This window comes from Leisingera sp. SA32 (assembly GCF_056033425.1).
Genome location: NZ_JBVYHB010000011.1, coordinates 101,966 through 128,893, shown reverse-complemented (window position 1 = coordinate 128,893; position 26,928 = coordinate 101,966). Strand labels below are relative to the sequence as shown.

Here is a 26,928-nt window from a genome sequence, read left to right as displayed (position 1 = left end):
CCAAAACCGACCCGGAAAAACCGGAAAAAGACATGCGGTCGTAATCCCGCAGTGCGGACAAACCTGTCCAGTGCCGCAAAAGGTGCGGCGCTTTCAAAATGCGGCAAGCGGCGGATGAATCAGTGCTTTGCGCGGCTGGCGTGCAGCGAATCCTGTCCCGGCATCGCTGACTGACAAAGCCCCGCCCCGACAGCAGAAAGGCCGCGGTTGACGCGGCCCCTGATCAGTTTGATTTCCAGCTCTCCAGCCAGCGCCGGAACCGGCTGCGGCGCTCAGCAAAAGCATCACCCGCCGCATAAAGACTGTCCTCGGCGCCCTCGAGCATCGGATCAATCCGCGCCCGCCGGAAACGCCGCCAGCGCACATAAATCGCCCACAGGAGCGCCGCCAGCAGCACCAGAAAGATGATGGTGAACCAGTTGGTGGGCTTGTCCTCCGGCCCCGCCACCGGCCGGATCGAGACAGCATTGGGAAAGGCCGACAGGAATTCGTTGCGCCAGCCATAATGCATCACCGCCACCCACTCCGGGTTGGCCTTGGTGGAGATGCTGTCATTGGCATCGGTGTACAGATTGGCGGTGTCGAACTTGAAATATGGTGGCCAGTTCCAGCCGGTATCCTCGTTGCGATAGACAATGGCGCGGCCATTGGGACGCACGCCCTGGATGAACTGCACATCGCGGTTGATCAGCTGTACAGACTGGTCGTCCGGCGTCGACCAGAAGATCCGGGTCCAGTCGGTCAGCTCCTGGCGTTCCTCGTAGGTGTTGACGATGCGCACCACATCATACTGCGGCAGCGTGTAATGCAGGATGGCGGCGAACAGCCCCCAAAAGGTGATCAGGAATGCCCATTTGATGAAACGCACGGGGGAACCTCACATGAAGTTAATGACGTAGATCAGGAGCGCCAGCGCCCCCAGCGGAACGATATAGACCAAGAGGATCAGCCTGCGCCGGAACGAGTGGTCGTATTGTTTCAGCCCCCGCTGGATGAAGGCCGCACGGTCGCCGGTCAAGCCCTTGTCTTTCCAGCGCCGTTTCAGCTTCGCCCGGCGCACCTCGCGGGAGTAGAGCGACACCGCGCCATAGGCCACGGTCAGCACCACCAAAAGGATCAGGATCAGGCGGATGAAACCAAACATTGCTATCGCCCTTTTGCCCGGCTCAGCGCGCCCCAGGGGCCGACTTGTGCCACCAATCCCTTGCGCCGGTTTCGTGGCAACCTCGGCATGCGGTTCTCCATGTCCGGTTCGTGGCCAAACAGGGCCGCGCGCGCGCCTGCCTTGTCGGCCGCATACTCCCGCGCAAGGAACTCTGCCGCATAGGTTTTCTTGGTCTGCGACCAGCCCCGGTACCGGCGGTAGAATTCTTCCTTGTGGCAGATGAACATCTGGCGGAAATCATGCGGGCATAGCTCCGCCAGCAGCATGTTGACCAGATCGCGGTCCGGCGTGTCCGCCGCGCGCAAGGAATAGAAATAGGCCGGATGGTCGGAACGGATCATGGGCCATTTTGCGCCCCCCTCGGCCCAGCGCACCAGCGCCGCCAGCCCTTCGAACTCCTGCGGCAGGTCCGCCGCATGCCGCGCTGCCAGACGCCGCAGATCGGACCGCGACAGGCCGGACAGATCATGGCCCTTTTCCGCCAGCACGGACACTGCCAGAAACCCCATCCTCTGCCGCAGGATTGCTGCGCCATCGACGCCGCGGGCCCGGATCACCGGCTCCGCCAGGCCGTTCAGCTCCAGGAATTTGGCAATCGCATTGCGATCGCTCAGGTCGAACACATGGCGCAGCGGCACGCCCTCGGGCTTCTTGCCGCTGGCAATCACCGCCGGGTGCTCCACGTCCTGAAACAGATACAACCCGCCGAAATGCGCGGTCCAGAAGTTCGTCTGCGCGAAGACCTCATGCTCCAGATGCACCGGATTGCGGGTCACATCGCCGGTCTTTTCTGCGGTCGCGATCATCTCAGCGATCAGATCATCATCGAACCAGGCATCTTCACCGGTCTCGAACTGCTGCACCAACGCTGCCAGACGGTCGGCATGGCGCAGCGTGCCGCGGGTGGTGTCGGCCTCGATCCGAACCTGTCGGATATCGAATAGCTTGGCGGGGCTGGAGACCTCGAACACCGAGTTCACCAGCTCACCGGCGACGGCATCGGTCGCGGTCAGCGCAAACAGCTGGCGGTCGTTGACTTCGATGAACCGGCGCAGAATATCCCGGCTGGTGGAGAATTTCACGTGAAGCAGCGGGCAGCGCTTCTGTTCGGTGCTGAGCAGTATGAACTGCCGGTTCACGCCTGCATGGTTCAGATAGTGATCATCTCCTAGCTCCTCCCCGATCTCTGGCGAGAAACCCGAGATATCGACGTGGAAATCCGTGAGAGCCGTGGTCTTGCCGGTCAGATGTTTCAGCGCGCGATTATAGCGCTCCACCAACGCGGGCGAGGCCACATGGAAGAGATTGCCGAACATCAGGCCATGCTGGATGAGGCGTTTCATCTATCCCTCCTTTCCGCATCACGCGAGTGCTGCGTTCTCTGCCAGAGCAGTTGCAAAAACTCTCCGCCCGAGGCGCTTGCGGCTCGGGCAGCGCCCGTCCGCCCCCCTGGGCGGGCGCTGCGCTTCCGCCCGCGGACAGCCACTGCCCTCATGTCGAGCAAGACTGTCATCATAGCCCCCTATGAAAGTTTTGCCGACGTAGCCTGGAGATAATCACGGCAAACGAAAAAACAGAGGCAGTAAGCGGCATCAGCAAGGACATAGAGAGCCGTTCCATAAAGATAGCAGCGCCAAGAATGCCAGAAAGGGTGACTACGCCCTGTCCCATCTCATCAATCTGAAAAGCTGCCACGATCAGAAAAATCACCATTGGAACAATGAGGGTAGGAATGAATGTAACAGAGAGAGCCCGTTTCATCGTCACCTCTTTTCTTCCAAACCTGCGCCCCATCACGATCCCGGCGACCACCGCGTAAGCTGCGGTAAAGACTGAAACCACAAGGGCAACATATCCAAAGAAAATTCCCAAAGGTCACTTCCCCTCCAGATACCGCCGCTTGGCCTCTTCCTGCCGCCCGAAGTCGCGCACCATGTTTTCAATCGCCACCTCATCCGACTTGTCGGCATAGCGGAACTCGCTGTCGGCGTAGCGGTTGATCTCCTGCACCACCATGTCGACCGTGATGGGCACCCGCAGCTCCGCAATCATCGCGGATTTCGTGTCATAATCCTTGAACAGGAACAGCTCCGGGTTCTCCATCCATTCATCCGGCAGCTCGAAATCCATCGACCGAACCTTGACCGCATCGGTGATGTTCTTGATGGCCCGCCCGGTGAAGCGCGCATCCGCCTGCTGAATGGCCTTCAGATAGGTGCCCAGCTTGGCCAGATCATCCAGCGCGCCAATCTGGTCATGCACCCGGCCAAAGACCTCCGCCAGCCCCGGCTCCTGCGGGCGGTTGTGCGCCTCGAACGAGCGCGCCACCGCCTGTTTGATCTCCTGCGCGCCGTAGAGGTCATGCTCCCCCAGCGGGATCTCATGGTTCTTGCCCATCAAGAGTGTCAGAATGTCGATGTAATCCTCGCGCGTCTGCGGCCCGTCCACCAGAAACCGCGCCCCGGCGCGTTGTCGTAGGGCGTCATCCACGTTTTCCGGATAGTTCGAGAACATGCCAAAGGTGCAGTTGCCGCGCACCACGGTATTCGCCCCGGCAAAGGCCTCCATGAACACCGCTGTCACCTCCTGCTGGCCCGCGCTGGACTGTCGGTCGCCGCGCTTGCCCGCGATCTGGTCGATGTCGTCAATGGTGCCGAAACCGATCACGCCGGGGTCAAGCACGTTCTGGATGAACGACTTGGCGTTCTGGCCGGATTTGCCCTGGTAGCTGTCGATGTTGTCGATGCCGAAGTTCTGGTAGCGAAAGGTGTAGCCCGCGGTCTGGCAGTACTCATGGATCAAACCTGCCATCATCTGGATCAGGGTGGTCTTGCCCGTGCCCGGCTTGCCGTCGCCCATGAAGGTGAAGATGAAGCCGCCCATCTCGGCAAAGGGGTTGAGGCGGCGGTCGAAATCATAGGCCATCAGCATCTTGGCCAGCCGCATCGCTTGGTACTTGGCGATGTGGTTGCCGACCACCTCATGTGGCTTCTTGAACACCATCGACAGGGTCGTGGACTTTGCCTTGGCCGCGGGTTCAAAACCGCTGATCGTCAAATCATCCGCCTCCACCCGCCAGGCCGCGGCGGTGAAAGCGTCCAGCCGTGGCGCGGTTTGCGCACGCAAGGCCACTTTCTCCATCAGCTGTTCGGCGTAGGCGGCGGTGGCGACCACCAGATGCACATCATCGATGCCATGCTGCGCCAGTTTCTGGTCCAGCTCCCACAGCGCACCATGCAGCGCCAGCGGGGCATTGTCCGTCAACAGCTCCTGCGCCTCGCCGACCTCGACCTGCGCCTGCGTCGCGTGCGGTGCCAGCAGATAGGCGGTGGCATTGGCAAAGACATGCGCGACAATCAGGGCCTCGGCCGCCAGCAATTCGGTGAACTCACCCTTGCGTGCCGCATCCAACGTGCCTGCCAGATTGGCCCGTTTCAGATCCGCCAGGCCTGAGACATCCGCATAAGCCTCCCCCATCGCCAGAGAAATCGCCAGCGCCCGCCGCAGGCCATGTTGCAGGCTTGCCTGCAAGGGCGAGGTCAGCGGGTCATCTTTGTCCGCCGCTTCGATACGGGCAATCAAATGCACCCCGTCAGGCCGGGCGGTGGAGCGCGTCACCAGCCCCGGCGTGGTCGAGCGGAACCGCCGCCGCGTGCCGATGCCGACGGAGCGTTCCGGCGTCTTGCTCTCCACCGCAGGCTTGGCAATGCGCGGCGTGTGATCGAAGCCGGCGAGCATCGCCGCCGCGGCCGCGTAGTGCTTGCGGATGTCCTCTTCCCGCAGCTCCATCTGATTGCCTGACATGCTCATTTCGCCCTCTCACTCCATCTGCTGCGGGTCGAAAATGCCGCCCGCCCTTCATCTTTCCCGAAATACTTCCGCCGGGGCTTCCGCCCCGGCAGCCCGAACTGCGCTCAATACTGCAGCACCTGCCCCGCCTCGCTCACCACGAATTTCTGCACATCGCCGAACCCCGGCGGGTTCAGCTCTGCCAGCACCTGAAATGGGCGTTGCGGCAGGATGATCGCGCGTTGGGTGCGCGTCGCCCCGGTATCGGCGCCGCGCCCGCCAAAGGGGTCGAGCGCGAAAATCTCCCGCTCGACAGTGCCGAACCAACCCGCGCGCTCCGCGCGCACCTCTTCGCTTTCCAGCTCCTCCAGCGTCCAGGCCAGTGCCCAGTCCTGGCCCTCTGGCGCCTCCGCCTCCTCCAGCACCCGGTGCAACGGCCCAGACTGTTCGGTATAGGCCGAGGAATACATCGGCCCCACATGAAACCGGCGCAGACGCTTGGGGTGGAGGTCGTCAAAATCCTCGTCAAACCCCTTGGCGATGGTCACCAGCTTCAGCCCCGCCAGAGCCTGCGCCATCAGATGCGCTTGGCATTCGGGCCAGCGACGTTCATCCTTGGGCAGCGCCACCTTGCCGCTGTCCTCCAGCTCCATCAGATAGATCACCGGAAGGTTCAGCTGGCTGTCATAGGCCGCCCAATGCAGCAGGAAGCGCCGCCGCCGGTCGGTAATGTTTTCCAGCCATTCGCAGACCGGATCATTCTGCGTCCAGAACAGGTCGCCCTTTCTCAATTCCTGATAATAAAGCCGCTGCGACAGCGCGAATTGCAGCTTCGTTGGCGCCACGCGATCCGAGATGATGCTGCGCACCATGTCATCCTTCAGCTGCGCCTCGCTGGGCATGTTCGCCAGATGCCGCTCCGCCTGCTGGGCATCATTGGCCATCGTCATGAGCTCGGCGGCGACCGGAAAGCCGCTGTCGCGCTTGTCCATGGTCAGGCTGCCGAAGAACCGACCCGTGTCGCGCCCCGCCATCAGGTACTTCATCGAGAGCGCGCGGAAGGTGAAGTTCAGCCGCATCAGGTAGGCGGTCAGCACCTTCACATCGGACTTCGAGAGCCGCCCCTCCGCCTGCATCGCCGCCGCCACCCGGGTCAGATGTCGGATTATGGTTTCAAATTTCTTGAAATACCGGCGCGAGGCGAAGGTCTCGCTGAGGCCAGCGTGGTCCTTGGCGATCTCGGTCATTGCGCCCCCACTTTCGGACGTGCGGGGTGCGGCACGAACAGCGCCCACCCGCGGCCCGGCACCGCTCTGCGTTTTGGTTTGGAAGGATTACGCAAGCGGCCCTCACCCCCCATACAGATTCTTGTCGTGCTTCTCGACAATCGCGGCGAACCGGCGGGCGAAGCGTTCATCCGCCTTGGCCTTCTTCTCCAGCACGTCGCGGGCGAACACCATGTTGTCCTCGTGGCTTTCCAGCATGTCGGCCATCTTCTGGTTGGTCGCGGTGCCGATTGCCGCCATCGCGGTCTGGGCTTCCTTGTCGGTCTGCACGCCGATCTCGTTGATCCGGTGTGCCACGTCCTGCTGCTGCGCGGTCTTCAACGATTTGCTCAGCGCGTCATACAACACCACCCGCTGCGCCGTGTCGGTCTGCAACTTGTTTATCAGAACCATCTGCGTTGCCGCCTGGTTCTGCAAGGAATCGACCCAGGTCTTGCCCTTCTCGATGTAGCGCTCCAGCGTCTGGGACTTGGCGAGCTTCACCTGCTCCTGCTGCACCAGCGCGTTGTATTTGGCGTTCAGCTCCGCCAGTTCGGTCTCCAGCTTGGTCCGCGCGGCGGCGTCCTGCTCGACCGAGATCTTGTTTTCCAGCGTGATGATCTGCGGATCAAGACCGGTAATTTCCGCCCGCACCGCCTCCAGCTCCTGCACCGTGAATTCGCGGTCGTCGAGGGTGGCGGTCAGGTTTTCCTGCACCTTTTCGCGCTGCTCCTCCAGCGTGGCCAGCTGCCCTTGCAGCAGCTGGACGATCACGTCCGATTTGGCGATCAGATCCTGCAACTTGTCGTCGATATTGGCGGTGCGCATCCGCTCCTGCCGCATCGAATCCGACTTACCCTTGGAGAATATGCCGACAAAGCTCTCCCAGCCGGTTTTGGTGCGCATCTCGTCGAAATCGCGCGAAAAGGCCGCCGTCACATCATCCAGCCCCATGATCAGCTCGGCGATGTTCGCATTCATCACCTCGGTGTGCGCGTGCACATCCTCCAACGTCGCGTTTTCGATGTCGATGCTGGCGTCCTCTCCGGCCGCGATCTTGTCGCGGGCCGCCTCGATCCGCGAGGTCATCGCCGTGATCCTTGACTGCGACTCGCGCACCTTCTCCTGGCTGTCCGCCACCATTTTCTCAAATTGGGAAACACTCATCCAAACCGCTCCTCCCTGCTGAAATACCTGTTCGTGATATGGGGATGTTAATTTAGTTTACATCCCCCTGGGCGGTCGAATTCCCGCCCGTTCGTCACCACTGTTGCAGAGAGGTCGCAGAAAAGATAGCTGCCGGTCCGGCAGTCATGCGCCTGTCGGCTTGCGGTCAGTGCTCAGTTGTTCTGATGCTTTTCCAAGACCAGGAAGGTCATCATGCCCAACGGCGGGATGCTCTCTTGCTGTTCGACGCGCAACCGGTCGTCCTGCAGGATGGTGTCCAGCTCGAAATCGGAGTGCCAGCCGATCACATTGGCCAACGGCGCGGACAGCCTCTCCAGCGAGGCACGCACGCCCTTGCCGCTTTTGAAATGATTGGTGACCACCAGCTTGCCGCCGGGCTTCAACACGCGGGCGATTTCCTGCATCACCTGTCCCGGGTCCGGCACCACCGACAGCACATGCATCGCCGCGACCGTGTCAAAGGAGTTATCGGGAAAATCCAGCTGGCGCGCATCCATCTGGCGCAGTGTCTGAACCTGGGAGAGGTTCATGTCCTGCACCTTGGCCTGCGCCTTTTTCAACATGTCCTGGCTGAAATCGATGCCAGTGACCTGAAGATGCGGCGCATAATGCTGCAAGGAAAGCCCGGTGCCGACGCCAACCTCCAGCACGCTGCCTTGGCGCGCGTTGATGAATTTCACCGCGCGGCGGCGGCCCGAGCGTGTGACCGCGCCAAATGTTCTGTCATATACCGGCGCCCAGCGCGCGTAGGAGTCTTCGACAGCCTTGATATCCAATAGTCCCTCCTTGAAAAAAAACGTCAGCTGCGTGGCGGGAAAATCAGCCCCCAGATCACGATGGCCACATAGGCAAGGCACAGGACCACCAAAACGGTCCAGGCATAGGTCAACAACGCCGCGGCCATGAAGGCAAAGCCCACCAGCAAGTATTTTACATGTTCACGCGAAATTTTCATCGCCTTGGGCGACCAGGTTGGAATGTGACTGATCATCAACAACCCGATTACCACCATGTTCAGACAGATCAGCAGCCCTGGCAAAACCATTGCGCCGTCAAAGGCAAAGGAGACAAACATCGGCAGTAACGCCAGCAGCGCCCCGGCCGGCGAGGGGATGCCCTCGAAAAATCCGCTGCGCCCCTTGGCGTCTTCCTCGGATTTGGCGCTGACATTGAACCGTGCCAGCCGTACCACGCAGCAGACGGAGAACACCAGCACCGAGATCCATCCGGCGCCACGCACGTCCTGCAAGGCCCAGAGGTAGATCACCATCGGGGTCGCCACCCCGAAGTTGAGAAAGTCCGCCAGCGAATCCAGTTCTGCGCCCATCTTGCTCTGGCTGCGCAAGGCGCGGGCCAGACGCCCGTCCAGACCGTCGAGCAGTGCGGCCAGAATGATCATCAGCACCGCCGGCATGAAACTGCCAAAAATGGCAAACCGGATCGCCGTCAGACCGGCGCAGATGGCACCGATGGTCATTATATTCGGCATCAGCTGGATCAGCGCGAACTCCGATTTCTTCTTCTCCGGGGCGTCATACATGGCGATGGCTCTCTCTTGCTCGCCGGGCTGTTCCTGCCGGGCGCGGGGGCCGTCGCTGCCCTTGGCAAGCAGCTGGCACCCTTCGGGACCTGTGCGCACATATGCCCCAAGAGGCGCCTCGGCGCAACGTCTGCGGCCCTGTCGGCGCCTTTACCAATTCTTAGAGCCACATGGTGAATAGTCCAGTCAGCAGCATTTGTTTCAAATGAGGAAATCTAAAAATTGCCTGACCGCCAAACGCCCGCTCCAGCCCGCATGTCCCAGCCTCAGGCGGCCTCGGAGGCTGAAGGGTTCGTCACCCTGGCCAAGTCCGAATCCCTGGCCGATGGCGGTGTGCGCACCGCTCGCTTCTTGTCCCGCGCGTTGCAGCAGGATCCACACCACCATGAGGCCCAGGTGCTGCGTGAGCGGTTGCACCAGACCTTCGTGCCGCGCTGGCATTTCCCGATGCTGGCCGACACCGCCCGCAACCGCGCCTATGCGCAGGCGATTGCCGCCAAGGTACGCTCTGGCGATGTGGTGCTGGACATCGGCTGTGGCGCCGGGCTGACCGCGATGCTGGCCGCGCGTGCCGGGGCCAAGCATGTCTACACCTGCGAACAGCAACCACTGATCGCCGAGGCCGCACGGCGGGTCATTGCCGACAATGGCCTCAGCGACCGGATCACGGTGATTTCAAAATGGTCCCATGACATCCAGATCGGCATCGACATGCCGGAGCCTGCCGATGTAGTGATTTCGGAAATCGTTGATACCGTGCTGCTGGGAGAAGGCGCGCTGGCGACCCTGACGCACGCGATGGCAGCGCTGGCCAAGCCGGGCGCCCGTGCTGTGCCGGAGCATGGCACGCTGCGGGCGCGGCTGGTGCAATGCGCCGGGCTGGCGAACCAGTGGCGGCCGCAGCAGGCCGAAGGGTTCAATCTCAGCGCTTTTCACCGTTTTGCCCGCGTGGCGCAAATCACGCCGGGCGACTTTGCCGCCAGCGGCATGCGCGCCTTGGGACCGGACGGCGCGCTGTTCCATTTCGACTTCACCCGTCCGGACATCAATCCCGGTCGGACAACCCGCGAACTGAACTGCGAGCGCAGCGGCACCTTGCAGGCAGTTCTGGTCACCTTCGAGATGCAGCTGGCCGCGGGGATCACGGTGGACAACGGGCTGACCTCTGACGGGCACTGGGGGCGCACGGCGATCTTGCTGGACCAGCCCCGCCAAGCCCTGCCCGGTGATCGCATCACGGTGACCGCGCAGCATGACGCGGCCAATCTCAGCCTGTCGGTGCATGAAGAAACCGCCAGCGGCCAGACCACCGCCATGCGGATGAACCAGGCCTGGCTCAACCGCGAACAGGCGACGGTCACCCCTCCCGTCGCTACGGAAAACCCTGTCTGGTTGCCCACGGGCACGCCGGTAAGCTCGCCTGTGCAGCCGCTCCACTAAAGTCTTATCGCCGGGCAGCGACACTCACAGTAAGGGGACAGGGGGCGCAGCGCACCCCCTGTCCCTTGTGCGTGTGGGGATAGCACGTGGCGGGCGTCAGCCGACCACGTTGAAATCCGGCCCGTAGGGGTATTTGGTGATGTTCTCGTTGCCGTTGTCCTGGATCAGCAGGATGTCATGCTCACGGTAGCCCCCGGCACCGGGCTGGTCCGCGGCCAGAGTCAGCATCGGCTCCATCGAGATCACCATCCCCGGCTCCAGCACCGTGTCGATGTCCTCCCGCAATTCCAGCCCCGCTTCGCGGCCGTAATAGTGCGACAGCACCCCGAAGGAATGCCCATAGCCGAAGGTGCGGTATTGCAGGAGATCGCGTTCTTCAAAGAAGGCGTTGATCTTTTGGGTGATGTCGGCGCAGCTGTTGCCCGGTTGCAGCAGTGAGATGCCGTACTCATGCGCCGCTACATTGGCCTCCCAGATCTCGAGGCTGGCGTCATCGACCTCACCCACGAACAGGGTGCGTTCCAACGCGGTGTAATAGCCGGAGATCATGGGAAAAGTGTTCAGCGACAGGATGTCGCCACGCTGCAAACGGCGGGCCGTCACCGGGTTGTGGGCGCCATCAGTGTTGATGCCGGACTGGAACCAGACCCACGTATCGCGGTATTCCGCATCCGGGAACCGCTTGGCGATCTCCAGCTCCATTGCGTCACGGCCCGCCATTGCCACGTCAATCTCGCGCACGCCCTCGCGGATGGCATCCCGAATCGCATAGCCACCGACGTCCGCCACGGCGGCACCGGCGCGAATCAGCTCGATCTCGGCCGCGGATTTGCGCATCCGCTGCTCCATCGTCGGCAGATAGAGGTCGACCAGCCTGGAGGGGGTCAGGAACGTCTCGAGCTTGTCCTTTTGCAGCAGGGTAAGGTGGTCGCTTTCATAGCCGACAACGGTGCCTTCGCCGCTGACGGATTTGACCGCCCGCCAGAAATTGTCGCGCTGCCAGTCGGTATAGGTGATGTTGTCGCAGAACGACCGCCGCCACGGCTGCCCTGCGTCGATGCCGGCGCTGATGGTCACCGCCTCGGTCTCGGTCACGACCAGGCCATAGGGACGACCAAAGGCACAATAGGTGAAGCCCGCGTAATACGAAATGTTGTGCATCGAGGTGAAGACAGCCGCGCGCACCCCGGTCTCGGCCATGATCTTTCGCAGGCCCGCGATGCGCGCCTCGTATTCGGCAACGGAAAATTGCAACGGCGCCTTTACGCCATTGTGAAAACGGTACATGTCAGGACGTGAAGTCATACTCAGACCCTTCCTTCTTACAAGAAAGGTCCCGGCGTTCAGGACAGTTTTGGAATGTTAGGGCCCCATGAATCCCATGTGGCGACGCCATCGCCTAGCCCTTGCGGCGAAGATGCCGAGAAATCGAACAGCTGGCAAGGAAAAAGGATGGACCGAACAGGCTGTCCGGCCGCGGGGCCGGACAGGTCTTTCAGTTCACGATCAGGGCCACCAGATCACTTTCGGGGTCGGCCAGGGGTTCAATCACGTTGAAATGATGCTTCCCAAAGGCAATGACATGGTCCGCCTCCCAGGCCTCGACCAGCCAGATGGCCTGATCCAGGAACGCGGGACGCTCCTCTCCACCGACCCAGACAGTGACCTCGGCCGGGTAGCGGTCCTGCATCTCCACCGGGCTTTCGGACGTGGCGGCGGCGGCGTCCATTTTGAACTTTTGGTTCATGGAGGTGCGCAGCAAGGGTCGCAGATCAGCCAGCGGTGAGATCGGGATCACCGTCTTGATCCGCGCACCGACCTCTTCCGGCAAGAGGTTCTTGTCCAGCATCCGCGCCACCAGGTGGCCGCCGGCCGAGTGACCCGCCAGCGAGATGGGGCCGTCGACCTCTGCCGCGATCCGGGACACGGCAGTGGCGATCTGACGGGTGATGTCGGCAATCCGCACCTGCGGACACAGATCATAGGACGGCATCGCCACGGCCCAGCCATGCGCCAGGGCACCGCGGGCCAGATGCGACCAGGTGCTTTTGTCAAACGCCAGCCAATAGCCGCCGTGCACAAAAATCAGCACCCCTTTGGGCGTGTCCTCTGGCAAAAACAGATCAAACCGGTGCCGGTCGCCCTCCCCATAGGGAATGTCCAGCCGGGCGCGTTCATGCAGGCTGTTGCGAAAATCCTCGGCTGACGCGGCCCAGCGTGGCGGATAATCCGCCGCATTCTCAATATACGCCCCATTGGCATAGGCATCATCCAATTCCATGCCTTGTCTCCCTGCTGTTCTTGTTTGCGGCTACCTGACAGTGTCGCACAGCCCGTGTCAAATGACCCGGCGTTTTCCAGAGGGCGACCTGCACGGTTGAATTTGATCAAATTCTGGACTTATCGAAGCTTCTGGACATAACTGGGCGCAGCTGCTTTGCATGCCAGCAACATTGAAACCGGGAGGCCCGCCATGCTTGACGCAACCACAGACCTGAAAACGCTGCTGAACGACCCCAGCCTGTTGGAGACCCGCGCCTATGTCGGTGGAAAATTTGTCGAGGGCGACTGCACCTTTGACGTCACCAACCCGGCCCGCGGCGACGTGATCGCACAGGTCGCGGATCTGGACCGCAGCGCGGTGGCCGGTGCCATCGCCCAGGCCGAGACCGCGCAGAAAGACTGGGCCAAATGGACCGGCAAGGAGCGCGCGGGCGTGCTGCGCAAGTGGTTCGACCTGATGATGGAGAACCAAGAGGATCTGGCGGTGATCCTGACCGCCGAGATGGGCAAGCCGCTGGCCGAGGCGCGCGGCGAGATTTCCTATGGCGCTTCCTTTATCGAGTTCTTTGCCGAAGAGGCCAAGCGTGTCTACGGCGAAACCATACCCGGCCACCAGCGCGACAAGCGCATCACCGTGCTGAAGCAACCCATTGGTGTGGCGGCCTCGATCACACCGTGGAACTTTCCTAACGCGATGATTACCCGCAAGGCCGGACCGGCGTTGGCGGCGGGCTGCGCCTTTGTCGCCCGGCCAGCAGAGCTGACACCGCTGTCGGCCACCGCACTGGCGGTTCTGGCGGACCGCGCGGGCATTCCCGCAGGCGTGTTCAACGTGGTGCCGTCTTCCAATGCGTCGGAGGTCGGCAAGGAGTTCTGCGAAAACAACGCCGTGCGCAAGCTGACCTTCACCGGCTCCACCGAAGTGGGCCGGATCCTTATGCGGCAAGCTGCGGACACCGTCACCAAATGCTCGATGGAGCTGGGCGGCAACGCGCCCTTCATCGTGTTCGACGACGCCGACCTGGACGCTGCGGTCGAGGGCGCGATCATGTGCAAGTTCCGCAACAACGGCCAGACCTGCGTCTGCGCCAACCGGATCTACGTGCAGGTCGGCGTCTATGACGCCTTCGCCGCCAAGCTGAAAGACGCGGTAGAGAAAATGACCCTGGGCGACGGCCTGAAGGAAGGCGTGCAGTTCGGCCCGCTGATCAACGAGAAAGCTGTTGAAAAGGTGCAGGCGCACATTGCCGACGCAAAAGACAAAGGCGGCGAGGTCATTCTGGGCGGCAATCCCTCCGAGCTGGGCGGCACCTTCTTTGAACCTACCATCATCACCGGCGCCACCACAGATATGGTCTTTGCCACCGATGAAACCTTCGGCCCAATGGCACCGCTGTTCAAGTTCGAAAACGAGGATGAGGTGATTGCGATGGCCAATGACACCATCTTTGGCCTTGCGTCCTACTTCTATGCCAAGGATCTGAGCCGCGTCTACAAGGTGGCCGAGGCGCTGGAATACGGGATCGTCGGGGTCAACACCGGCATCATCTCCACCGAGCTGGCACCATTTGGTGGGGTCAAGCAATCGGGCCTGGGCCGCGAAGGCAGCCACCACGGCATCGAGGACTATCTGGAGATGAAATACATCTGCATGTCCGTCTGACCGTGCGGGACGGGGGCGGTCCGCCGCCTCCGATGTCACAAAACCGCAACGCCGACGTCACGCGCCTGTGATCCGCATCGGGTCTTGCTCCGCCCATCAATTTTGACTGGGAGACACCCGATGCCGCTGCGCATGATCTGCCTGACCTCTGCTCTCGCCTTGAGCGCGGGGCAGGCCTTGGCCGAAATGAATTTCAACCGTATCGCCTCTTTTCCTGTGGTCAGCAACATGGCGGCTGGCGAGGACACCAGCCGCGAGACCTCGCCCGAGATCATCGCCGCGACCGCGGATGGGCTGACGCTGGCCTATACCGACAGCCCGCTGAAGGTGCTGGGGCGCATCGACATCACCGATCCGGCCAATCCCAAACCGCTGGGCAATATCGCCCTGCCGGGGGAGCCGACGTCGGTGACCATCAAGGGCCAGACCGCTTTTGTCGGGGTGAACACCTCCGAAAGCTACACCGCGCCTTCGGGCCAGCTGATGGCCATCGATCTAGACAGCGGCGACACGCTGGGCGCCTGCGATCTGGGCGGCCAGCCGGACAGCGTCGCCCAATCGCCCGACGGCAGCTTTATCTCCGTGGCGATCGAGAACGAGCGCGACGAGGACCTGAACGGCGGCCAGATCCCGCAGATGCCCGCAGGCAATCTGGTGATGGTGGATCTGGCCGAGGACGGCCTGGACTGCGCGTCGATGAAGGTGGTCGATCTGACCGGACTGGCCGAGATCGCAGGCAGCGACCCGGAGCCGGAATATGTCTCGATCAACGGCCTTGGCGAGACTGTCGTCACCCTGCAGGAAAACAACCACATGGTTGTGGTGGCGCGTGATGGCAGCATCGTCAGCCATTTCTCTGCCGGTTCGGTGGATCTGGAGGGCATCGACGCCACGGATGAACGCGGCGCGCTGATCTTCAATGAGACCCAGAAAGGCCGCCTGCGTGAACCCGATGCAGTGACCTGGATTGACGACACCCATTTCGCCACCGCCAACGAGGGCGACTACCAGGGCGGCTCGCGCGGCTGGACGATCTTCCACAAGGACGGCACCGTGGTCTATGACAGCGGCACCAGCTTTGAACAGGCCATCGTGCAGATCGGCCACTACCCGGACAAGCGCTCCGACGCCAAGGGGGTGGAGCCGGAATCCGTCACCTTTGGCGAATTTGGCGGCACGCCTTATGTCTTTGTCGGGGCGGAGCGCGCATCTGTTGTGGGCGTCTATGACGTGAGCAACCCTGCCGCGCCGGTGCTGAAACAGCTGCTGCCCTCTGGCGTTGGTCCCGAAGGTTACGCCGTCATCCCCGAACGCAACCTGCTGGTGTCTGCCAATGAAAAGGACCTGATCGGAGACGGCGGCGCGCGGGCGCATGTCAGCCTGTTCGAGCTGCAAAACGCACCGGCCGCCTATCCGCATCTGACCTCCGCCGGCGCGGAGGAGCTGATCGGCTGGGGCGCGATCTCCGGCATGGTGGCGGATCAGGACGGCATGATCTGGGCGGTGAACGACAGCTTTTACGGCTTCCAGCCCTCTATCTTCAAAATTGATCCTAGCCAGGCACCGGCCCGCATTGTGGATGTAATCCGCATCCACCGCGCGGATGGTAACCCGGCGCAGAAACTGGACCTGGAAGGCATCACCCTCGATGGCGAAGGCGGTTTCTACGTGGCCTCGGAAGGGCGCAGTGACCGGCTCGTCCCGCATGCCATCTACCACGTGGACGCGAATGGCCTGATCAAGGCGAAATCGGGCGAAATTGCCCTGCCGCCGGAACTGCAGGCGGTGGAGCGGCGCTTTGGCTTCGAGGGCATCACCAAGGTCGGCAACACCCTTTGGATGGCCGTCCAGCGGGAATGGAAAGATGATCCCAAGAACCACGTCAAACTGGTGGCCTACAACCTCGACACCAAGGAATGGGGCGCGGTGCATTACCAGAAGGCAGAGCCGCAGACCGGCTGGGTCGGCCTGTCGGAGATCACCGCCCATGATGGCTATGCCTACGTGATCGAACGCGACAACCAGCATGACATGCGCGCGGTAACCAAGAAGGTCTACCGCATCCCCCTGTCGGAAATGGTGCCTGCGCCGCTGGGCGGTGCACTGCCCGTGGTTTCCAAGGAGCTGGTCCGCGATCTGCTGCCGGATCTGAAATCAACTGGCGGCTATGTGCTGGACAAGGTCGAAGGTCTGGCGGTCCTGCCTACGGGTGAGATCTATGTCTCCACCGACAATGACGGTGTGGATGACAGCTCGGGCGAGACCATGTTTTTTGCGATCGGCACCGCAGGCCAGCCGAGCTGACCCCGCAGAAGAAACCTGAGAACAACAAAGCCCGCCATTCCTGGCGGGCTTTTCCGTGTGGCTCCGGCGGGGTCAGTTGACCGATTTGGCCTCGATCTCCGGGTGCTTTGCACGCGAGGAGGAGATTTCGATGCGCCGCGGTTTCAGCGCTTCGGGGACTTCGCGGTGCAGGTCGATATGCAGCATGCCGTTTTCATGGGTGGCGCCCGTCACGCGCACGTGATCCGCCAGGGTGAACCGGCGTTCAAAGGCGCGGGTGGCGATGCCGCGATGCAGGAACGTGCGCTCTTCGTCATCGGTGTCGGCCTTCTTGGCCGCAACCACCAGCGCGTTTTCCTTGAGCTCAACGCTCAGGTCGTCTTCGGAGAAACCGGCAACCGCGACCGATATGCGGTAGCTGTCGCCGTCTGTTTTCTCAATGTTATAAGGCGGATAGCTGGGTTGGGCGGCGTCGGCGCTCAGCGCGCGATCCATCAGGTTGGCGATCTGGTCGAAACCGATAGTGGCCCGGTGCAGCGGGGTAAAATCAAAGGTACGCATGTGTCATCCTCATCAGTTGAGCGATTTCAAGGGTGCCTTCCCATTTGGGACAGGCGGGTCACGACCGGGCCCCGATCAGCGGCGGCCCGATGCTGCAGAGATAGGAAGGCAAATTGCCGCTTCAAGAGGGTTTTCAGCCGCCAGGGCGCACAAATTTTGCGCCGCCCGCAGAAGATGCACCGCTTCCGCCCCCCACCCGGATCCGCTTGATCCGCCGGTCCGGCGGCGCCACCGGATTGCGGCGCAACTGTGCTTTCAGCTCTACCACGCGGGCAGGCAGCTTCATGCCAAAGGCCACCTGGGTGCCACCATAGCTGCCGCCGCCAGATACCAGCGCCAGGATGCGGCCGCGACCGCCCACTTGGGCGAACACCGGTGCACCGGAGGAGCCGAAGGTCACGTTGCAGTCGATCATCAACACATCACGCTGTTCGCCCGTCAGGTTGCAGTGGCGCTGGCGCGACGGCGCTTCCGCCCGGCCCTGACCGTAAGACGTGACAGAGATATCATCGCCATACTCCCGCGCCGAATGCAGAGCAAAGGCGTCGGCCTCATGGCTATGAATGGGCTGCCTCAACCGGATCAAGGCAACGTCATGGCGGATGTTGTTCATATCCAGCCGCCCACGCGGATCGAACCCCGGATGTGCCGCGATCTGCAAGGCCTGACGTTCCGCAATCGCCACCCCGTCGCGCAGCCCTGCGCGAAAGGTTATCTGCTCTGCCGGACGCAGCGCCTTGTCGCGGCCGTAGACGCAATGCGCCGCTGTCAGCACCAGCTCCGGCGCGATCAATGTCCCCGTGCAGAAGCCTTGCCCATTCAGCTCCAGTCGGCCCACGGCCTCCCAGCCCAGCAGATCCTCACGGTCGGTCAACCGCCTGAGACCACTGCCGTCGGCCTGCGCCATAGCAGCCCAGCCCAGCGCCGCAATGGCTGCTATCAGGCCGCGCGCGATCACTGCTTGATGAACTTGGCACCCGAAGTGCCACGCCCCTCGCCGACCCGCACCCGGCCCACGCCGGGCGGCATGCGGCTGCTGGTGGCCACCCCGGTCAGCTGCGCCTGCAACAGCGCCAGTTCCTCTGCCAGCGCCGAGCCAAGCGAGACCCGCTCGCCGCTGACCTCTGCCTTGGCAGAGATCACCGATACGATGCGCGGCCTGTCGCCATCAAAGGAGAACACCGGCGCGCCGGATGATCCAAAATCCACATCGCAGGACATCACCAGAACGCCGTCCTGACGCGCCATCACAGCGCAAACCTCCTGCAGGGACGGTGCCTCGGAGCGGTCATGGGCATAGGACACCACGCCGATGCGCGCGCCCTGGCGCGGGCGGGCATCGGTCTCGAACGGGGTGACGGTGGTATTGCGAATGGGGCGCTGCAATTGCAGCAAGGCCAGATCGTTGCGCACCCGGTCAGTCGACAGCGCGCCGTCAAATACATAGGACGGATGCTCGACCGCTCGGCGCACAGAGCGATAGGCCGAGGCGCGGCCATTGCGCCAGCCTGCCAGAAATTCGATCGTGGCGGGATCGATGCGTTTCTTGCTGCGACTGTCATAAAGGCAATGCGCGGCCGTGAGCACCAGATCGGGTGCAATCAGCGCGCCGGTGCAAAAGCCCTCGCCATTGACATCCAGTCGGCCGACGGCCTCCCACTTGCGGCCTGCATCCAGCGTATCCATCCGCTGCAAACGGCTGTCCTGCGCCAAAGACACGGCCGGCAGCAGCGCCGCCAGAACCGCCAGAAACCACTGCCTCACACGTGTCTCCTCTTCTCCACCAGTCGGGAGATTACCTGCCTGTTCAGGCGAAATTACGGCAAGTGGCGGGCAAAGGCAGCCCCATGCGAGAGGATTCTTTTGCCATCAGCGCAGGATCGGCACCGCGGGCGCGGTTTTACCGGGGGCGGTCAGCGCAGGCGGCTGCGGGCCGCCGGTGGCCCAATCCAGCAGCTCCACCGTATGCACGATGGGCAGGTCAGTGCCGGAGCCGATCTGCATCATGCAACCGATGTTGCCGGCGGCGATCAGGTCGGGCTGCTTAGCCTCCAGCGTCTGCACCTTGCGCGCCTTCAGCTGGGCCGAGATTTCCGGCTGCATCAGGTTGTAGGTGCCCGCCGAGCCGCAGCACAGGTGGCTGTCTGCGGGCTCCACCACCGTGAAACCGGCGCGTTTCAAGAGCGTCTTGGGATGGGTCTTGATCTGCTGACCATGTTGCAGCGAACAGGCGGCATGATAGGCCACGGTCAGGTCCTTGTCCGCGCCCTCTGGCAGCTCCAGCGGCATCAGCAGTTCCGAGACATCCATGGCGATCCCCGACACCCGCGCCGCATCCGCCGCCAGCACATCGTTGCGGAACATATGCCCATAATCCTTGACCGTGGTGCCGCAACCCGAGGTGTTGATGACAATGGCGTCCAGCCCCTGCCCCTCCATTTCAGCCACCCAGGCGCGGATGTTTTTCGCCGCGGATGCGTGGCTTTCGTCTTCGCGCCCCATGTGATGGGTCAGCGCACCGCAGCAGCCCGCGCCCTCGGCCACCACCACCTCACAGCCCAGCCGGGTGAGAAGGCGAATGGTGGCGTCGTTGATGTCAGTGTTCAGCGCCTTTTGCGCACAGCCGGTCATCAAGGCGACACGTTTCTTGCGCGGCGCAGCGGCGGCGAAGCTTTGCGGATCATCGTTGCGGCTGACCGGCGGGATGTGTTTCGGCGCCATGTCCAGCATCGCCCGCAGCCGTGCGTCCGGCATCAGCCCGCGCAGGGGCCGGGCCAGCTTGGCCCCCAGCAGCGCCAGCCGGAACCGCGTCGGATAGGGCAGGATCCGCGCCAGCAGCCAGCGCAGCGCGCGGTCGCTCCAGGGGCGGTGATAGTGCTTCTCGATATAAGCGCGGGCGTGGTCCACCAGATGCATGTAATGCACGCCCGAGGGGCAAGTGGTCATACAGGCCAGACAGGACAGGCAGCGATCAATGTGCTTGACGGTCTTGGCATCCGGCACGCGTTCGTTTTCCAGCATGTCCTTGATCAGGTAGATCCGCCCGCGGGGACTGTCCAGCTCATCCCCCAGCACCTGATAGGTGGGGCAGGTCGCCGTGCAAAAGCCGCAATGTACGCAGGCGCGCAGGATCTCATTGGCGCGTTTGGTGCCGGGGTCCTGCAACTGTTCATCGGTGAATGTCGTCTGCATGTCCTACCCCATCAAGCCTGTGTTCAGGATGCCGCGCGGATCGAACTGCCGCCGCAAACCGGCCGACAGCGCTGCCAGCGGCGCGGGCTGCGGTTGAAACACCCCCAGCCTGGCGCGGGTGTCCGCACTGGCGCGCACCAAGGTGGCGTGGCCGGGCACGTTGATCCGCGACCGCAGATCGGTGCCGTCCGGCACCAACGCCCAGATCAACCCGCCGCCCCAGTCGAATTGCAGGGCCTCGGCCTGTAGCTGCGGCGCCAGCGCCACCGCATCCGACGGCTTGACCGAAATCCGCCAGACATCGCCGCCGCGCCCGTGGAAGTCCGCGACATCGCGAATGCCCTGCCACAGCGCGCCGCTGCCTTCGACCAGCCGCGTCGCGCCATAACGCCCCAGCGCCGCCACCAGCTTCTCTGCGCGGTAACTGGCCGAAGCCTCGAACCCCTCGACCCGGATCAGCGCGACCTGCCGCTGCGGGTCATAGGCCGCCCCGGTCACGTCATAGGGTGAGCCCAGCGCCGCCGACATCGCCGACACCGCCGTTGCCAGTTCGACGCTCTCAACCGCGACCGTCTGCACGGCCTCAGCGACCGGCAGCACCTTCAGGGATACCTCGCTCAGCACGCCCAGCGAGCCATGCGCCCCACACATCAGCTTGACCAGATCGTAGCCGGTGACATTCTTCATCACCCGGCCGCCATTCTTGATGATCTGACCGGCGCCATCAACCAGCCGCACCCCTAGCAGATGATCGCGCGCCGCCCCGGTCTGGATCCGCCGCGGGCCAGAGACATTGGCCGCGATCACCCCGCCAAGTGTCGGCGTGCCTTGGGTGCCCAAAAGCCCGCGATGGTCCATCGGCTCAAACGCCAGGCGCTGGTTCTCGGACGCCAGCAGCGCCTCCACCTCGGCCACCGGCGTGCCCGCCCGTGCCACCAGCGTCAGCGCGCCCGGCTCGTAGAGCTCCACGCCGGACAGTTTACGCAGGCTGAGCGTGTCACCTGCCACCGCCAAGCCACGACTGCCGCCGCCCTCAATGCACAATGGCCCGGCGGCATCAGAGATTGCTTCGGCCAGTTCGACCTCGGTCTCGGGTGTCATGGTTTCATCTTTCAAAAAATACTCTGGGGTTTGGGGCAACGCCCCAATCATTCAGCAGCCATCATCGCGCTGCGACGGCTTTCGGTCACCGGCAGGGGAAATACCTTGGCCGGGTTCAGCAGCCACTTGGGGTCAAACACATCCTTGACCTTCAGTTGCGCCTCCAGATCGACCGCGCTGTATTGATAAAGCATCAGATCGCGTTTCTCGATGCCGACACCATGTTCGCCGGTCAGACAGCCGCCTGCCTCGACACAGAGCTTCAGGATCTCGGCGCCAAAGGCCTCGCAGGTTTCCAGGTCACCGGGTTTGTTGGCATCAAACAGGATCAGCGGATGCATGTTGCCGTCGCCCGCGTGAAAAACATTGGCCACGTCCAGCCCGAACTCCCGGCTCATTTCTGCGATCCGGCGCAGCACATAGGGGAGAGCGGAGACCGGAATGGTACCGTCGAGGCACATGTAATCGTTGATCTGCCCCATCGCGCCAAAGGCCGATTTGCGGCCCAACCAGATCCGCGCTGCCTCATCCGCGTCGCGGGCCTCGCGCAGCTCGACCGGGTTGTGGGTGCGGGCAATGGCCGTGATCAGCGCCAACTGGTGGTCGATCTCGGCCGCGCTGCCCTCCACCTCGATCACCAAGAGTGCCTCGCACATTGGATAGCCCGCCTTGGCAAAGGCTTCGCAGGCCTCAATGCAGGGGCGGTCCATGAATTCAATCGCCACCGGCAGCACGCCCGCCTTGATGATGTCGGACACACAGGCGCCCGCCACCTCATTGCTGTCGAAACCGATCAGCACCGGCCGCGCGCCCTCGGGCTTGCGCAGGATGCGCAGGGTGGCTTCTGTCACCACGCCCAGCTGGCCCTCGCTGCCGCAGATGACGCCCAGCAGATCCAGCCCGCCCGCATCCAGATGCGCGCCGCCGATCTCCACCACCGAGCCATCCATCATCACCAGAGTCACCCCCAGCAGGTTGTTGGTGGTCACCCCGTATTTCAGGCAATGCGCGCCGCCGGAATTCATCGCGATATTGCCGGCAATCGCACAGGCCAGCTGCGAGGATGGGTCCGGCGCGTAAAAGAACTCCTGCTCCTCCACCGCGCCAGAGACACTCAGGTTGGTCCGGCCGGTCTGAACCCGGATAATGCGGTTCTCGTAGTCTGTTTCGAGCACTTCGTTCATGCGGGCCACGCCCAGGATCACGCAGTCCGCTGTCGGCAGTGCCCCCCCCGCAAGCGAGGTGCCGGCGCCGCGCGGCACCACCGGCACGCCCTCCTCGTGGCAGATGCGCAAAACGTCCGAGACCTCCTGCGTGCTGCGCGGCAGCACCGCCAGAAGCGGCGGGCATTTGTAGGCTGTCAGCGCATCGCATTCGTAAACGCGGGTCTCGGCCTCATCGCGGATGATGGCATCCGCGGGCAGCACCTCGGCCAAGCGTGCCGCGAGTGCAGCCTTTTTGGCCAGAATGGCGGGATTCGGGGATGGCATCTGCATCTGGCTCTCCTCTTTGGTAAAGTAATATTACCAATTCACCCTGTCTGGCAAGTGGCGGATTGCCGCGCTAGGGTGCGCGGATGACTTGGATTGATCGACTAACCCTCTTCTCCCCGTTAGACTTGGCGGCCCTGGCACTGCTGCTGTGCGGCTGGCTGTGGATCGGCTGGCGGATCGAGAACCCGCCCGAGGGGCGCCCCTCGGTTTCCTGGCTGATGGCGGATTTCCGGCGCGACTGGATGAAACGCATGGTTGAGCGCGATCCGCGTATTTTTGACGCGCAGCTGGTCGGTAACCTGCGTCAGGCCACGGCCTTTTTCGCCTCTGCTTCGATGATCGCCATCGGCGGCGGGCTGGCGCTGATCGGCAACACCGAGCAGCTGGCCGGGGTCGCCGAGGACCTGATCCAGGACAGCGCCCCCGCTTTTGTCTGGGAGATCAAGATCCTGCTGGTGCTGCTGTTCCTGTCCAACGCATTCCTGAAATTTGTCTGGTCGCACCGGCTGTTCGGCTATTGCGCGGTGTTGATGGCGGCGGTGCCCAATGACCGCGCGCACCCTCTGGCCTATCCCCGCGCGGAACAGGCGGCCGAGATCAACATCACCGCCGCACGCAGTTTCAACCGCGGCATGCGGGCCACCTATTTTGCCTTGGCGGCGGTGGCCTGGTTGGCAGGGGCGGCGGCGCTGGCCGCTGCGGCGCTGGTTACCATTGCGGTGCTGTACCGGCGCGAATTTGCCTCCAGGTCGCGGACCATCCTGCTGCGGATCCCGCCCGAAAGCAAAGGCGACACGGCTTCGTGACTGTACCCCCGCACGGGCCCGATGGCAGGATGCAGAAATGAAACAGCCTCTTGCCGCCCTCGCCCTTTGCGCTCTCCTGCTGCCCGCGAACTTTGCGGCTGCGGATAATCCCGTGATCGAAACGGCAACCGCCCGGCAATCCAGTTATGGCTGGACGTTCGACGTCACCCTGTCCCACCCGGATACCGGTTGGGATCATTATGCCGATGGTTGGCGGGTGCTGGACATCGAGGGCAACGTCTTGGGGCAGAGGGTTCTGGCGCATCCGCACGTGCAGGAACAGCCCTTCACCCGCTCGCTGGGCAATTTGCACGTTCCGCAGGGCTCCTCGCAGGTGCAGATTCAGGCCCGCTGCCTGAGGGATGGCTGGGCGCAAAAGACGTATCTTCTGGCCCTGCCCTGACGTTTTTCTTTTGCCCCAATATCCCCGCCCGCGGCCTGCGTCGCAGACGCAGTTTGTGCTGGCGACGCGGCTTCAGACCCGGTGGTAGGGGCTGCCGCTCAGGATCGTCGCGGCACGGTATACCTGCTCTGCCAGCATCACCCGCACGAGCATATGCGGCCAGACCATCTTGCCAAAGGAAATCGAGAAATCAGCCTCGGCGCGCAATGACGGGTCGATGCCATCGGCACCGCCGATGATCAGCGCCAAATCCTGCCGCCCGCTGTCGCGCCAGCCTGCCAGCCTGTCTGCAAAAGCCGGAGAGGAAATCACCTTGCCGCGTTCGTCCAAGGTGCAGATCACCGCGCCGCGCGGCAGCGCCTTGCGCAGCAGCGCGGCCTCGGCGGCCATGCCGCCATTTTTCTTGTCCTCGACTTCGACCACGCGTGCAGGACCAAGCCCCAAGGCACGGCCAGTCCGGTCGAACCGGGTGAGGTAATCGTCGATCAGGGATTTTTCCGGGCTGGCGCGCAAACGCCCGACCGCGCAGATATGCAGACGCATGACGGTTCCACACCTTATGGCCCGCACCATCTGCGCGGGCCGCGTTCAGGGGCGGCTGCCCCGCTTCAGTCGTCGCGTGCCGGGGCGGCAGCGGTGCCTGCGGGCGTCCACATCTTTTCCAGCTGGTAGAATTCGCGCACTTCCGGGCGGAAGATGTGCACGATCACATCGCCGGTGTCGATCAGCACCCAGTCACCGGCATCCTTGCCTTCGACCTTGCTGACAATCCGGTACTCCTGCTTGAGCCGGTCCGTCAGCTTTTCGGCCATCGCCGCGACCTGACGGGTGGAACGGCCGGAAGCCAGTACCATGTAATCCCCGATCGACGTCTTGCCGCGCAGGTCGATCTGCACGACGTCTTCGGCCTTGTCGTCACTGAGTGAGGAGAGAATACGCTCCAGCAGCTGTTCGCTGGTGGGCATGGACTGGGCGGCCATCACGGCTGCCCCAGAAACAGCGGCATCTGCCGCTTGAGGTACGGGTGACAGGACATAGTCCTCCTTACAACGCGCCGCCAAGCCCCGGCGCCGGGCCTGTTAATAATGTAGCAACCAGCGGGTAAACTTTCAATGAATCGCCCGTCCGCGATGCAAGCCATGTGCTTTATCCGCCCTTGTCCGCAGGTGCAACCCTAACCGGCAGTTCGGCGTTCAGCATCCGCACCTCGCGCTGCGGGAAGGGGATCGAGATCCCCTCGGCCTGGAAGGCATCCCATAGCGCCAGATAGACATTTCCCCGGATATTGGTCAGCCCGCCGGTGGGGTCGTCGATCCAGAACCGCAGCACGTAGTCGATGCTGCTGTCGCCAAAACCGGTGATGTGGCAGACCGGGCGGCGGTTTCCCGCCTGCAACACCCGCGCAACGCCGCAAGCCGCCTCGATGGCGATCTTGCGAACCCGATGTGGATCATCGCCATAGCCGGTACCAAAGGTCAGATCCAGCCGCACGAACTTGTTGGAATGCGACCAGTTCACCACCTGCGAGGTGATGAGATCCTCGTTCGGGATCAGGTATTCACGCCCGTCACGGGTAACCACCGAAACATAGCGCGCCCCCAGCGCGTTGATCCAGCCGAAGGTGTCGCCCAGGGAAATCACGTCGCCGGGTTTGATCGACTTGTCCAACAGGATAATCAGCCCCGACACGAGGTTCGACACCACCTTTTGCAGGCCAAAGCCAAGACCCACGCCGATGGCGCCCGACAGCACCGCCAAGCCCGTCAAATCGATGCCAATCGCCTTGAGCCCGATGAAGAAGGCGGCGCTGAACAACAGGATCTGCGCAAGCTTCGCCCCCAGAACCTGCATCGACGGGGAGATATCCGGATTGCTGCGAATCTGGTTCGCCGCGAGTGAGGAGATCACCCGCGCCAGCGCCAACATTATCCCCAGGATCACCGCCGCCTGCACCACCAGGTACAACGAAATCCGGAGATCGCCAAAATCGATGGCGATGCCGTCCAGCAGCGTCGCGGCTTCCTCCGTCACCCCCAGAATACGCAGGGTGATCCAGATCCAGGCACCGTATTTGACCAGATTGCGCAGCAGCGGGTTTGCCACCAACCGGGTGGCAAAGGACACGATCAGCCAGGCCAGCGACAGGTTGGCAATCACCGCCAGCAGCCGCGACCGGCTGGGCCAGGTAACCTCTCGCATGATCAGCACCACCAGCCAGATCAGCAGCACGAACAGGATGCCCCGGATCCGCCGATGCAGCACCAGCCCCGCCCGCATCCGCCAGCGCGGCCAGCCGTCGCGGCTGCGCAACCAGTTGTGGAAGGCCGCGCTCAGCGGTCGCGCGATGACGGTGGCCAGCACGAACAGCGCCAGCGCGATGCCGATCTGATAGGCATTCCAGGGCCGCAGCATGTGCTCGACAGTGTCGGTGGCAAAGGCCCACAGCTGCTGACCAAGCGCCAGCGCTTCCGCCGCGCCCTCCGCCAAGGCATCCTTGGGTTGGATCTGCTCCTCCGGCTCCATCATGCCCCCTTTTGAACCCAGTCTGCCGGTGCATCCGATCAGGATCAAGGAAAGACAGCAGGTCTTTATGCCGGGCAGCGACCGAAGGGTCGGCCGCGGCAGAGAACGAATCTTGATTGCCGGCCCGTGCAGATGTATCTGACAGCCATGACCCTCGTATTGGCCCAAAATATCGAACTGCAAGATCGCGCCCGTCTGCGCGAGCGGTTCTTTGGCGCCGCCCGCACGGTCCT

At 62.9% G+C, this 26,928-nt stretch carries 25 protein-coding genes; 5 read left to right on the top strand and 20 right to left on the bottom strand.

Annotated elements, in window-relative coordinates; translation table 11 throughout:
• Nucleotides 1-223: 223 nt before the first annotated feature.
• The 9 genes from AC0IPL_RS15765 to AC0IPL_RS15725 all read right to left on the bottom strand — a co-directional run bounded on the left by AC0IPL_RS15765 (nucleotide 224) and on the right by AC0IPL_RS15725 (nucleotide 8,947).
• Nucleotides 224-868, bottom strand: a complete 645-nt coding sequence (locus AC0IPL_RS15765; RefSeq protein WP_474275487.1) for a DUF1523 family protein — start codon at nucleotides 866-868, stop codon at nucleotides 224-226.
• Between the two features lie 9 nt (nucleotides 869-877).
• Nucleotides 878-1,144 (bottom strand): hypothetical protein, encoded by a 267-nt coding sequence (locus AC0IPL_RS15760; RefSeq protein ID WP_474275486.1) that lies wholly within the window; start codon nucleotides 1,142-1,144, stop codon nucleotides 878-880.
• Nucleotides 1,145-1,146: 2 nt separating this feature from the next.
• Nucleotides 1,147-2,508, bottom strand: a complete 1,362-nt coding sequence (locus AC0IPL_RS15755) for a DUF6638 family protein (protein WP_474275485.1) — start codon at nucleotides 2,506-2,508, stop codon at nucleotides 1,147-1,149.
• Nucleotides 2,509-2,677: 169 nt separating this feature from the next.
• Nucleotides 2,678-3,037, bottom strand: a complete 360-nt coding sequence (locus AC0IPL_RS15750) for a hypothetical protein (protein WP_474275483.1) — start codon at nucleotides 3,035-3,037, stop codon at nucleotides 2,678-2,680.
• A gap of 3 nt (nucleotides 3,038-3,040) precedes the next feature.
• Nucleotides 3,041-4,975: an AAA family ATPase gene (locus AC0IPL_RS15745; RefSeq protein WP_474275482.1), complete on the bottom strand. Its 1,935-nt coding sequence runs from the start codon at nucleotides 4,973-4,975 to the stop codon at nucleotides 3,041-3,043.
• A gap of 104 nt (nucleotides 4,976-5,079) precedes the next feature.
• A complete protein-coding gene (locus tag AC0IPL_RS15740) occupies nucleotides 5,080-6,201 on the bottom strand; it encodes a hypothetical protein (RefSeq protein ID WP_474275481.1) in 1,122 nt (373 codons plus the stop codon).
• 102 nt (nucleotides 6,202-6,303) lie between these two features.
• Nucleotides 6,304-7,386 (bottom strand): hypothetical protein, encoded by a 1,083-nt coding sequence (locus tag AC0IPL_RS15735; protein ID WP_474275480.1) that lies wholly within the window; start codon nucleotides 7,384-7,386, stop codon nucleotides 6,304-6,306.
• Between the two features lie 173 nt (nucleotides 7,387-7,559).
• Nucleotides 7,560-8,183, bottom strand: a complete 624-nt coding sequence (locus AC0IPL_RS15730) for a class I SAM-dependent methyltransferase (protein WP_474275479.1) — start codon at nucleotides 8,181-8,183, stop codon at nucleotides 7,560-7,562.
• A 23-nt stretch (nucleotides 8,184-8,206) separates the two neighbouring features.
• Nucleotides 8,207-8,947: a CDP-alcohol phosphatidyltransferase family protein gene (locus AC0IPL_RS15725; protein ID WP_474275478.1), complete on the bottom strand. Its 741-nt coding sequence runs from the start codon at nucleotides 8,945-8,947 to the stop codon at nucleotides 8,207-8,209.
• Nucleotides 8,948-9,169: 222 nt separating this feature from the next.
• On the opposite strand from AC0IPL_RS15725, the gene AC0IPL_RS15720 reads away from it, so the two are divergent.
• Nucleotides 9,170-10,387 carry a class I SAM-dependent methyltransferase gene (locus AC0IPL_RS15720; RefSeq protein ID WP_474275476.1) on the top strand — a complete coding sequence of 406 codons (1,218 nt, stop codon included), beginning with the start codon at nucleotides 9,170-9,172 and terminating at the stop codon, nucleotides 10,385-10,387.
• A gap of 96 nt (nucleotides 10,388-10,483) precedes the next feature.
• On the opposite strand, the gene AC0IPL_RS15715 is transcribed toward AC0IPL_RS15720, so the two are convergent.
• Complete coding sequence (locus tag AC0IPL_RS15715) at nucleotides 10,484-11,692, bottom strand: M24 family metallopeptidase (RefSeq protein WP_474275475.1); 1,209 nt, start codon at nucleotides 11,690-11,692, stop codon at nucleotides 10,484-10,486.
• Nucleotides 11,693-11,882: 190 nt separating this feature from the next.
• The gene (locus AC0IPL_RS15710) at nucleotides 11,883-12,668 is read right to left on the bottom strand and encodes an alpha/beta hydrolase (RefSeq protein WP_474275474.1); all 786 of its coding nucleotides are present in this window, start codon (nucleotides 12,666-12,668) and stop codon (nucleotides 11,883-11,885) included.
• Nucleotides 12,669-12,860: 192 nt separating this feature from the next.
• On the opposite strand from AC0IPL_RS15710, the gene AC0IPL_RS15705 reads away from it, so the two are divergent.
• The gene (locus AC0IPL_RS15705; RefSeq protein WP_474275473.1) at nucleotides 12,861-14,333 is read left to right on the top strand and encodes an NAD-dependent succinate-semialdehyde dehydrogenase; all 1,473 of its coding nucleotides are present in this window, start codon (nucleotides 12,861-12,863) and stop codon (nucleotides 14,331-14,333) included.
• Nucleotides 14,334-14,453: 120 nt separating this feature from the next.
• Nucleotides 14,454-16,637 (top strand): esterase-like activity of phytase family protein, encoded by a 2,184-nt coding sequence (locus AC0IPL_RS15700; RefSeq protein WP_474275472.1) that lies wholly within the window; start codon nucleotides 14,454-14,456, stop codon nucleotides 16,635-16,637.
• 72 nt (nucleotides 16,638-16,709) lie between these two features.
• Here the strand turns inward: AC0IPL_RS15700 and AC0IPL_RS15695 are convergent, their stop codons facing one another.
• The 6 genes from AC0IPL_RS15695 to AC0IPL_RS15670 all read right to left on the bottom strand — a co-directional run bounded on the left by AC0IPL_RS15695 (nucleotide 16,710) and on the right by AC0IPL_RS15670 (nucleotide 22,966).
• Nucleotides 16,710-17,177: an Hsp20 family protein gene (locus AC0IPL_RS15695; protein WP_474275471.1), complete on the bottom strand. Its 468-nt coding sequence runs from the start codon at nucleotides 17,175-17,177 to the stop codon at nucleotides 16,710-16,712.
• A gap of 133 nt (nucleotides 17,178-17,310) precedes the next feature.
• A complete protein-coding gene (locus AC0IPL_RS15690; protein WP_474275470.1) occupies nucleotides 17,311-18,084 on the bottom strand; it encodes a trypsin-like serine peptidase in 774 nt (257 codons plus the stop codon).
• Nucleotides 18,085-18,131: 47 nt separating this feature from the next.
• Nucleotides 18,132-18,941 carry a trypsin-like serine peptidase gene (locus tag AC0IPL_RS15685; protein ID WP_474275468.1) on the bottom strand — a complete coding sequence of 270 codons (810 nt, stop codon included), beginning with the start codon at nucleotides 18,939-18,941 and terminating at the stop codon, nucleotides 18,132-18,134.
• 105 nt (nucleotides 18,942-19,046) lie between these two features.
• A complete protein-coding gene (gene glcF, locus AC0IPL_RS15680) occupies nucleotides 19,047-20,369 on the bottom strand; it encodes a glycolate oxidase subunit GlcF (protein WP_474275467.1) in 1,323 nt (440 codons plus the stop codon).
• Between the two features lie 3 nt (nucleotides 20,370-20,372).
• The gene (locus tag AC0IPL_RS15675; protein ID WP_474275466.1) at nucleotides 20,373-21,470 is read right to left on the bottom strand and encodes an FAD-binding protein; all 1,098 of its coding nucleotides are present in this window, start codon (nucleotides 21,468-21,470) and stop codon (nucleotides 20,373-20,375) included.
• Between the two features lie 47 nt (nucleotides 21,471-21,517).
• Nucleotides 21,518-22,966 (bottom strand): FAD-linked oxidase C-terminal domain-containing protein, encoded by a 1,449-nt coding sequence (locus AC0IPL_RS15670; RefSeq protein ID WP_474275465.1) that lies wholly within the window; start codon nucleotides 22,964-22,966, stop codon nucleotides 21,518-21,520.
• An 80-nt stretch (nucleotides 22,967-23,046) separates the two neighbouring features.
• On the opposite strand from AC0IPL_RS15670, the gene AC0IPL_RS15665 reads away from it, so the two are divergent.
• The gene (locus tag AC0IPL_RS15665) at nucleotides 23,047-23,769 is read left to right on the top strand and encodes a DUF599 domain-containing protein (RefSeq protein ID WP_474275463.1); all 723 of its coding nucleotides are present in this window, start codon (nucleotides 23,047-23,049) and stop codon (nucleotides 23,767-23,769) included.
• A gap of 37 nt (nucleotides 23,770-23,806) precedes the next feature.
• Nucleotides 23,807-24,172 (top strand): hypothetical protein, encoded by a 366-nt coding sequence (locus tag AC0IPL_RS15660; RefSeq protein WP_474275462.1) that lies wholly within the window; start codon nucleotides 23,807-23,809, stop codon nucleotides 24,170-24,172.
• A 72-nt stretch (nucleotides 24,173-24,244) separates the two neighbouring features.
• Here AC0IPL_RS15660 and rlmH read toward each other — a convergent pair whose 3' ends face one another.
• From rlmH to AC0IPL_RS15645, 3 genes are all read right to left on the bottom strand, one after another.
• A complete protein-coding gene (rlmH, locus tag AC0IPL_RS15655; RefSeq protein ID WP_474275461.1) occupies nucleotides 24,245-24,715 on the bottom strand; it encodes a 23S rRNA (pseudouridine(1915)-N(3))-methyltransferase RlmH in 471 nt (156 codons plus the stop codon).
• Between the two features lie 65 nt (nucleotides 24,716-24,780).
• Nucleotides 24,781-25,152: a ribosome silencing factor gene (rsfS, locus tag AC0IPL_RS15650; RefSeq protein WP_474275460.1), complete on the bottom strand. Its 372-nt coding sequence runs from the start codon at nucleotides 25,150-25,152 to the stop codon at nucleotides 24,781-24,783.
• Nucleotides 25,153-25,318: 166 nt separating this feature from the next.
• The gene (locus AC0IPL_RS15645; RefSeq protein WP_474275514.1) at nucleotides 25,319-26,695 is read right to left on the bottom strand and encodes a mechanosensitive ion channel family protein; all 1,377 of its coding nucleotides are present in this window, start codon (nucleotides 26,693-26,695) and stop codon (nucleotides 25,319-25,321) included.
• Nucleotides 26,696-26,928: the final 233 nt, after the last annotated feature.

Bases quoted from the DNA above. Each gene is read 5' to 3' on its own strand.
- AC0IPL_RS15760 (WP_474275486.1), bottom strand. From the start codon at position 1,144: ATGTTTGGTTTCATCCGCCTGATCCTGATCCTTTTGGTGGTGCTGACC.
- AC0IPL_RS15755 (WP_474275485.1), bottom strand. From the start codon at position 2,508: ATGAAACGCCTCATCCAGCATGGCCTGATGTTCGGCAATCTCTTCCAT.
- AC0IPL_RS15745 (WP_474275482.1), bottom strand. From the start codon at position 4,975: ATGAGCATGTCAGGCAATCAGATGGAGCTGCGGGAAGAGGACATCCGC.
- AC0IPL_RS15740 (WP_474275481.1), bottom strand. From the start codon at position 6,201: ATGACCGAGATCGCCAAGGACCACGCTGGCCTCAGCGAGACCTTCGCC.
- AC0IPL_RS15735 (WP_474275480.1), bottom strand. From the start codon at position 7,386: ATGAGTGTTTCCCAATTTGAGAAAATGGTGGCGGACAGCCAGGAGAAG.
- AC0IPL_RS15725 (WP_474275478.1), bottom strand. From the start codon at position 8,947: ATGTATGACGCCCCGGAGAAGAAGAAATCGGAGTTCGCGCTGATCCAG.
- AC0IPL_RS15715 (WP_474275475.1), bottom strand. From the start codon at position 11,692: ATGACTTCACGTCCTGACATGTACCGTTTTCACAATGGCGTAAAGGCG.
- AC0IPL_RS15710 (WP_474275474.1), bottom strand. From the start codon at position 12,668: ATGGAATTGGATGATGCCTATGCCAATGGGGCGTATATTGAGAATGCG.
- AC0IPL_RS15705 (WP_474275473.1), top strand. From the start codon at position 12,861: ATGCTTGACGCAACCACAGACCTGAAAACGCTGCTGAACGACCCCAGC.
- AC0IPL_RS15700 (WP_474275472.1), top strand. From the start codon at position 14,454: ATGCCGCTGCGCATGATCTGCCTGACCTCTGCTCTCGCCTTGAGCGCG.
- AC0IPL_RS15695 (WP_474275471.1), bottom strand. From the start codon at position 17,177: ATGCGTACCTTTGATTTTACCCCGCTGCACCGGGCCACTATCGGTTTC.
- AC0IPL_RS15690 (WP_474275470.1), bottom strand. From the start codon at position 18,084: ATGGCGCAGGCCGACGGCAGTGGTCTCAGGCGGTTGACCGACCGTGAG.
- glcF (WP_474275467.1), bottom strand. From the start codon at position 20,369: ATGCAGACGACATTCACCGATGAACAGTTGCAGGACCCCGGCACCAAA.
- AC0IPL_RS15675 (WP_474275466.1), bottom strand. From the start codon at position 21,470: ATGACACCCGAGACCGAGGTCGAACTGGCCGAAGCAATCTCTGATGCC.
- AC0IPL_RS15670 (WP_474275465.1), bottom strand. From the start codon at position 22,966: ATGCAGATGCCATCCCCGAATCCCGCCATTCTGGCCAAAAAGGCTGCA.
- AC0IPL_RS15665 (WP_474275463.1), top strand. From the start codon at position 23,047: ATGACTTGGATTGATCGACTAACCCTCTTCTCCCCGTTAGACTTGGCG.
- AC0IPL_RS15660 (WP_474275462.1), top strand. From the start codon at position 23,807: ATGAAACAGCCTCTTGCCGCCCTCGCCCTTTGCGCTCTCCTGCTGCCC.
- rlmH (WP_474275461.1), bottom strand. From the start codon at position 24,715: ATGCGTCTGCATATCTGCGCGGTCGGGCGTTTGCGCGCCAGCCCGGAA.
- rsfS (WP_474275460.1), bottom strand. From the start codon at position 25,152: ATGGCCGCCCAGTCCATGCCCACCAGCGAACAGCTGCTGGAGCGTATT.
- AC0IPL_RS15645 (WP_474275514.1), bottom strand. From the start codon at position 26,695: ATGGAGCCGGAGGAGCAGATCCAACCCAAGGATGCCTTGGCGGAGGGC.